This is a genomic window from Nocardioides sp., from assembly GCF_016462705.1.
Classification (GTDB): Bacteria; Actinomycetota; Actinomycetes; order Propionibacteriales; family Nocardioidaceae; genus Nocardioides.
In genome coordinates, this window is the sequence record NZ_JAEMSS010000008.1 from 37122 (window position 1) to 43883 (window position 6762).

The following is a 6762-nucleotide window of genomic DNA, read 5'->3' on the forward strand; positions in this document are numbered from 1 at the left end:
TCAGCCCACCCGGTCCCAGCCGCGGCGCGGTTTGTGCGAGCCGAGCTGGTCGTCGTCGCGGGAGCGGTAGACGATGTAGGGACGGGTCAGGTAGCCGACGGGTGCCGAGAATACGTGCACCAGCCGGGTGAACGGCCACAGCGCGAACAGGCCGAAGGCGACCAGCGCGTGCAGCTGGAACCCGATCGGCGCGTCGGCCATCAGCTCGGGGTCGGGGTTGAAGGCGAGGAAGGAGCGGTACCAGACCGAGACACCCTCGCGGTAGTTGTACTCGCCACCCAGGGTGAAGATCGAGCCGGCGATGGTGTTCCACATGCCCAGCACGATCGCCGCGCCGAGGAACAGGTACATGACCTTGTCCATCGCGGTCGTGGCCGAGAAGACCGGGCCGACGGTGCGGCGCCGGTAGATCAGGATGACCAGCCCCACCGTCGCCGCGATGCCGGCCAGCAGCCCGCCGATCACCGCGACGTAGTGGTAGAGGTGGTCGTCCATCCCGACCGCCTCGGTCCAGCCGCGCGGGATCAGCAGGCCGATGACGTGGCCGCCCACGACACCGAGCATCCCGAAGTGGAACAGCGGGCTGCCGATCCGCAGCATCCGGTCCTCGTAGAGCTGCGAGGACCGGGTGGTCCAGCCGAACTTGTCGTAGCGGTAGCGCCAGAAGTGCCCGACCACAAAGGTCGCCAGGCAGAGGTAGGGGACGATCACCCACAGGAACACGTCCATCAGCGGACTCCTCCCACGGACGGCGCGGGGAACGACGGCATCGGCAGCGACGTGGGTCCGGCGGAGTACGGCGTGAGGCCGACCTCCTCCTCGGGTGGCCCGTCGGCCGCCAGCCGGCGGATGGCCTCCCACTCGTCGCCCCGCAACGGCGGCAGCGTGGCGGTCACGGCCTCGATCGCCCCCGCCCACCGGGACCCGGCCTCGGCGAGGGCGATCCGGAGCAGCTCGAGGCCCGCCCGGTGGTCGAGCAGCAGCTGGCGCCCCTGCTCGGCGTCGTAGGTGGCTGCGTACTCGAGCACCACGCAGAGGTGGTCGGGCAGCTCGGTGTCGGTCAGCTCGAGCCCCGAGGCCACGTAGGTCTGCTTGAAGCGGAGCAGGGCCATGCCTCGTTTGCGGGTGTCGCCGTGCGCGAAGTAGGTGAGGAAGAGGTTGTGCCGCCGCCGGGTGTCGAAGGTGTCGACGTAGTCCGCCTCCAGCTCGACCAGCGGCGTCTCCCGCAGGTGCGCCACGCATGCGCGCAGCGGCCCGCCGAGCCGGTCGGGCAGCCCGTCGGTCGCCCGTTCGATGGCGTCGAGACGCCGCAGCAGGTCCTCGTCCGGGTAGCCGAGCAGCAGTGAGGCCGCCTGCCAGGCCGTGGTGAGCGAGCGCCGGTTCACGGTGTCCCCTCCTCGTCCCTGGGCTCGTCCTGACGGGGCGGGAACAGCCCGCTCGGGCTGCCCTTGCCGTCCCAGTTGAGCAGGTTGACCCGGGAGGACTTGTCGGCCGGCGACGCCACCGAGTCGGCGGTCTGCCGGTCCTGCAGCATCTGGAAGTTCTCGACCGCGATGGGCGTGAGGCCGCCCGACCCCTCGCCGAAGATCTCCGGGTTGCCGCCGCCGTACTCCGAGACCGAGCACTCCGTGGCCAGCTCCTCGAGCGAGTGCGCCTGCTCGGCGTGCGCGGGCGGGATGACGTAGCGCTCGTCGTACTTCGCGATGGCGAGGAGCCGGTACATGTCGTACATCTCCTCCTCCGTCATCCCGACCGCGGCCGGGATCGACGGGTCGGGGTCGCGACCCATGTTGATGTCGCGCATGTAGGAGCGCATCGCGGCCAGCTTCTTCAGCACCCGGTCGACCGGCGCGACGTCACCGGCCGTGAACAGCTCGGCGAGGTACTCGATCGGGATCCGGAGCGCGTCGATGGCGGCGAACAGGTTGCCCTTGTCCTCGGCGTCGTAGCCCGTGTCCTTGACGACGTCGACCACGGGCGACAGCGGCGGGATGTACCAGACCATCGGCATCGTGCGGTACTCCGGGTGCAGCGGCAGCGCGACCTTGAACCGGTTGATCAGGGCGTAGATCGGCGAGCGCTGGGCGGCCTGCACCCAGTCGCGCGGGATGCCGGCCGCCTCGGCCGCGCGCTGCACCTCCGGGTCGTTCGGGTCCAGGAACACCTCGCGCTGGGCCTCGTAGAGACCGTGCTCGTCGGTGGTGGAGGCGGCCTCGAGGACCTTGTCGGCGTCGTACAGCATCAGCCCGATGTAGCGCAGCCGGCCGACGCAGGTCTCCGAGCAGACGGTCGGCAGGCCCACCTCGATCCGCGGGAAGCAGAACGTGCACTTCTCGGCCTTGCCGGTGCGGTGGTTGAAGTAGACCTTCTTGTAGGGGCAGCCGGAGATGCACATCCGCCAGCCGCGGCACCGGTCCTGGTCCACCAGCACGATGCCGTCCTCGGCGCGCTTGTAGATCGCACCGCTCGGGCAGGACGCCGCGCAGGACGGGTTCAGGCAGTGCTCGCAGATCCGCGGCAGGTAGAACATGAAGGTCTCTTCGAACTCGAACTTCACCTTGTCCGAGATCTTCTTCAGCATCGGGTCGTGCTCCAGGGTGGCCGCGGAGCCACCGAGGTTGTCGTCCCAGTTGGACGACCAGGTGATCTTCATGTCCTTGCCGGTGAGCAGCGACTTCGGCCTGGCGACCGGCGTGTGCTCCTGCGCGGGAGCGTCGGTGAGCGTCGCGTAGTCGTAGGTCCAGGGCTCGTAGTAGTCCTGGATCTTCGGCATCTTGGGGTTGGAGAAGATCGTGAAGAGCTTGCGGAGCCGCCCGCCGCCCTTGAGCGCCAGCCGGCCGCGCTTGTTGATCGTCCAGCCGCCCTTCCACTCCTCCTGGTCCTCGTAGCGCCGGGGGTAGCCCTGGCCGGGCCGGGTCTCGACGTTGTTGAACCAGACGTACTCGGTGCCGGTCCGGTTGGTCCACGCCTGCTTGCAGGTGACCGAGCAGGTGTGGCACCCGATGCACTTGTCGAGGTTCATCACCATCGCCATCTGGGCCATGACCTTCATCAGTAGGTCACGTCCTGCGAGCGCTTGCGGATGACGGTCACTTCGTCGCGCTGGTTTCCGGTCGGGCCGAGGTAGTTGAAGGCGAAGGACAGCTGCGCGTAGCCGCCGATCACGTGGCTGGGCTTGACCAGGATCCGGGTCAGCGAGTTGTGGATCCCGCCCCGCTTTCCCGAGGTCTCCGCGATCGGCACGTCGATGAGCCGGTCCTGGGCGTGGTGCATGTAGACGGTCCCCTCCGGCATCCGGTGCGAGACGATCGCCCGGGCCACGACGACGCCGTTGCGGTTGACGGCCTCGATCCAGTCGTTGTCCTCGACGCCGACCTTGGCGGCGTCCTTGTCACTCATCCAGATCGTCTGGCCGCCGCGGGAGAGCGACAGCATGAACAGGTTGTCCTGGTACTCCGAGTGGATCGACCACTTGTTGTGCGGGGTCAGGTAGCGCACGGTCACCCCCAGCTCGCCCATCGAGCCGATGTCCGGCTCGCTGAACAGCGCCCCCATGTTGAGCGGCGGCCGGTAGACCGGCAGGCCCTCGCCGAGCTCGGTCATCCAGTCGTGGTCGAGGTAGAAGTGCTGGCGCCCGGTCAGCGTGTGCCAGGGCTTGAGCCGCTCCACGTTGATGGTGAACGGCGAGTAGCGGCGACCGCCGGTCTCGGACCCGGACCACTCGGGGGACGTGATGACCGGGACCGGCGCGGCCACCGTGTCGGCGAAGGTGATCTGCTTGCCCTCGTGCTCGGCCGCCAGGTCGTGCAGCAGGTGCCCGGTCCGCTTCTCCAGGGTCTTGAAGCCCTGGGTGGCGAGCGCGCCGTTGGTCGTGCCGGACAGGGCCAGGATCATCTCGCAGGCGTGGATGTCCCGCACCAGGGACGGTCGCCCGTCGGCCGCTCCGCCGCGCACCGGCCCGTTCTTGTGAAGCAGGTAGTCGACGGCCTTCGTGACGTCGTAGGTGACGCCCTTGGTCGTGGTGCCGAGCTTCTCCAGCAGCGGCCCGAGCGCCTGCATCTTGGCGCCGACGGCCGTGTAGTCACGCTCGACCTCGACGATCTTGGGCATCGTGACGCCGGGGACCGGCTCGCACTCGCCGTGCTTCCAGTCCCGGACCACGCCGTGCGGGTTGGCCATCGCGTCCGGGGTGTCGTGCAGCAGCGGCACGGCGACGACGTCCGTGCGGGTGTCCAGCCGGCCGGCGGCGAGCTCGCTGAACTTCGTGGCGATCGTCTGCCACGCGTCCCAGTCGGTGCGGGTCTGCCACGGCGGCGCGATCGCCGGGTTGAACGAGTGGATGAACGGGTGCATATCCGTGGTGTTGAGGTCGTGCTTCTCGTACCACGTGGCCGCCGGCAGCACGACGTCGCTGAAGATCGTGGTGCTGGTCTGGCGGAAGTCGAGCGTGAGCAGCAGGTCGAGCTTGCCCTCGGGCGCACCGTCGTGCCAGTCCACCTCCTGCGGCCGCTGGCTCTCCGACGCCTCGGTCGCCCGCAGCGAGCTGTCGGTGCCGAGCAGGTGCTTGAGGAAGTACTCGTTGCCCTTGCCGGACGAGCCGAGCAGGTTGGCCCGCCAGATCGCCAGCACCCGCGGGAAGTTCTCCGGCGAGTCCGGGTCCTCGGCCGCGAACCGCAGGTCGCCCGACTTGAGCTGGTCGACGACGTGCTCGGCCACCGGCTTCCCGGCGGCGCCGGCCTCGTCGGCGAGGTCGAGGGGGTTGCGGTCGAACGTCGGGTAGGACGGCATCCAGCCCATCCGCGCGCTCTTCGCGATCACGTCGGCGGTGCTCATGCCGTCCAGCAGCCCGCTGCCGGTCTTGGCCGAGACGGTGTCGGCGCCGAAGGTGTCGTAGCGGAACTGGTCGGTGTGGAGGTACCAGTACGCCGTGTGGATCATCTGGCGCGGCGGCCGGCTCCAGTCCAGCCCGAAGGCGAGCTGCGCCCAGCCGGTGACCGGCCGGCACTTCTCCTGGCCGACGTAGTGCGCCCAGCCGCCGCCGTTGACGCCCTGGCAGCCGGTGAGCGTCGTCAGCCCGAGGAAGCCGCGGTAGATGGTGTCGGAGTGGAACCAGTGGTTGGTGCCCGCCCCCATCAGGATCATCGAGCGGCCCTGGGACTCCTCGGCGTTCTGCGCGAACTCCCGGGCGATCCGGGCGGCGGCGGACCCCGGGACGCCGGTGATGGCCTCCTGCCAGGCCGGCGTGTAGGGCGCGGTCGCGTCGGCGTACGACGTGGCGTAGCCGTCCAGCCCGTCGCGGCCGACGCCGTACTGGGCGAGCATCAGGTCGAACACGGTGGTGACCAGCCGGTCACCGACCCGACGCACGGGCACGTCGCGGACGAGCGAGCCCGGCGTCCCGTCGACGTCGTCGAAGCGCGGCAGCTCGAGGGAGACGGTCTCGCCGCCGAGCACGCTCAACAACGGGTCGACGTCACCGAGGTCGAGGTTCCACCTGCCGACGCCGGCGTCCCCGAACCGGTCGCCGAGCGAGCCGTTGGGCACGACCGGCTCGTCGGTCCGGGCGTCGAGGAGCACGGTCTTGAAGTGCGCGTTCTCCTCGGCGGCGTGCGCCGGGAGGTCGGCGGCGGTGAGGAACTTGCCGGCCCGGTAGGTGCCGGGTGCATCGGCCACCTCGTCGAGCGCGACCAGGTAGGGCAGGTCGGTGTACTTCTTGGTGTAGTCGGCGAAGTAGGGCGTCTCCCGGTCGACGAAGAACTCCTTGAGGATCACGTGGCCCATCGACATGGCCAGCGCGCCGTCGGTTCCCGGCGCGATGGCCAGCCACTCGTCGGCGAACTTCACGTTGTCGGCGTAGTCGGGCGCGACCACCACGACCTTCTGGCCGCGGTAGCGGGCCTCGGTCATCCAGTGCGCGTCGGGCGTGCGGGTCACCGGGACGTTGGAGCCCCACATGATCAGGTAGCCCGCGTCCCACCAGTCGCCGGACTCCGGGACGTCGGTCTGGTCCCCGAAGACCTGCGGTGAGGCGACCGGCAGGTCGGCGTACCAGTCGTAGAAGGACAGCATCGACCCGCCGACCAGCGAGGTGAACCGGGCGCCGGAGGCGTGCGAGACCATGGACATCGCGGGGATCGGGGAGAAGCCGGCGACCCGGTCGGGCCCCCACTTCCGGATCGTGTGGACGTAGGCGGCGGCGACCATCTCGGTGGCCTCGTCCCACGTGGCCCGGACCAGGCCGCCCTTGCCGCGGGCGGCCTTGTAGGCCTTGGCCCGCTGCGGGTTGTCGACGATGTGCGCCCAGGCCTGCACCGGGTCCCCGTCGTGCTGGCTCTTGGCCTCGCGGTACATCTGGAGGAGCACGCCGCGCACGTAGGGGTAGCGCACCCGGGTGGGGGAGTAGGTGTACCAGGAGAAGGCGGCGCCGCGCGGGCACCCGCGGGGCTCGTACTCCGGCTTGTCCGGGCCGACCGACGGGTAGTCGGTCTGCTGGGTCTCCCAGGTGATGATCCCGTCCTTGACGTACACCTTCCACGAGCAGGAGCCCGTGCAGTTGACGCCGTGGGTCGAGCGGACGACCTTGTCGTGGCTCCACCGGTCCCGGTAGAACGCGTCGGCCCCGCGACCGCCGGCCTTGACCATGGTGCGCCGGTCGTCGCTCACCTCCGCCCTGGTGAAGTAGCGCCGGGTCCCGACCAGCAGGTCGGTGATCGAGTCGTCGAGTCCAGGGCGGGCGGGCGTCACGAGGAGGAACCTCCGGTG

4 protein-coding genes are annotated in these 6762 nt (G+C 69.7%); all 4 read right to left on the reverse strand.

The genetic code is table 11. From position 1 onward, the window contains the following. From narI to JHD21_RS02070, 4 genes are read right to left on the reverse strand one after another with little or no spacing between them, the layout of a single operon-like run. On the reverse strand, nt 1-729 hold the full coding sequence (gene narI / locus JHD21_RS02055; protein ID WP_292671258.1) for a respiratory nitrate reductase subunit gamma: 729 nt from the start codon (nt 727-729) through the stop codon (nt 1-3). Further along, nucleotides 729-1385 (reverse strand): nitrate reductase molybdenum cofactor assembly chaperone, encoded by a 657-nt coding sequence (gene narJ, locus JHD21_RS02060; protein ID WP_292671261.1) that lies wholly within the window; start codon nt 1383-1385, stop codon nt 729-731. The genes narI and narJ overlap by 1 nt, the downstream gene beginning before the upstream one ends. Beyond that, nucleotides 1382-3052 (reverse strand): nitrate reductase subunit beta, encoded by a 1671-nt coding sequence (narH, locus tag JHD21_RS02065; protein ID WP_292671263.1) that lies wholly within the window; start codon nt 3050-3052, stop codon nt 1382-1384. Before narH ends, narJ begins: the two co-directional genes overlap by 4 nt. After that, nucleotides 3052-6744 (reverse strand): nitrate reductase subunit alpha, encoded by a 3693-nt coding sequence (locus tag JHD21_RS02070; RefSeq protein ID WP_292671264.1) that lies wholly within the window; start codon nt 6742-6744, stop codon nt 3052-3054. Before JHD21_RS02070 ends, narH begins: the two co-directional genes overlap by 1 nt. Between the last annotated feature and the right edge of the window lie 18 nt (nt 6745-6762).

What these genes read in the sequence shown, in the direction of transcription:
- narI (WP_292671258.1), bottom strand. Translation starts at nt 729, where the DNA reads ATGGACGTGTTCCTGTGGGTGATCGTCCCCTACCTCTGCCTGGCGACC.
- narH (WP_292671263.1), bottom strand. Translation starts at nt 3,052, where the DNA reads ATGAAGGTCATGGCCCAGATGGCGATGGTGATGAACCTCGACAAGTGC.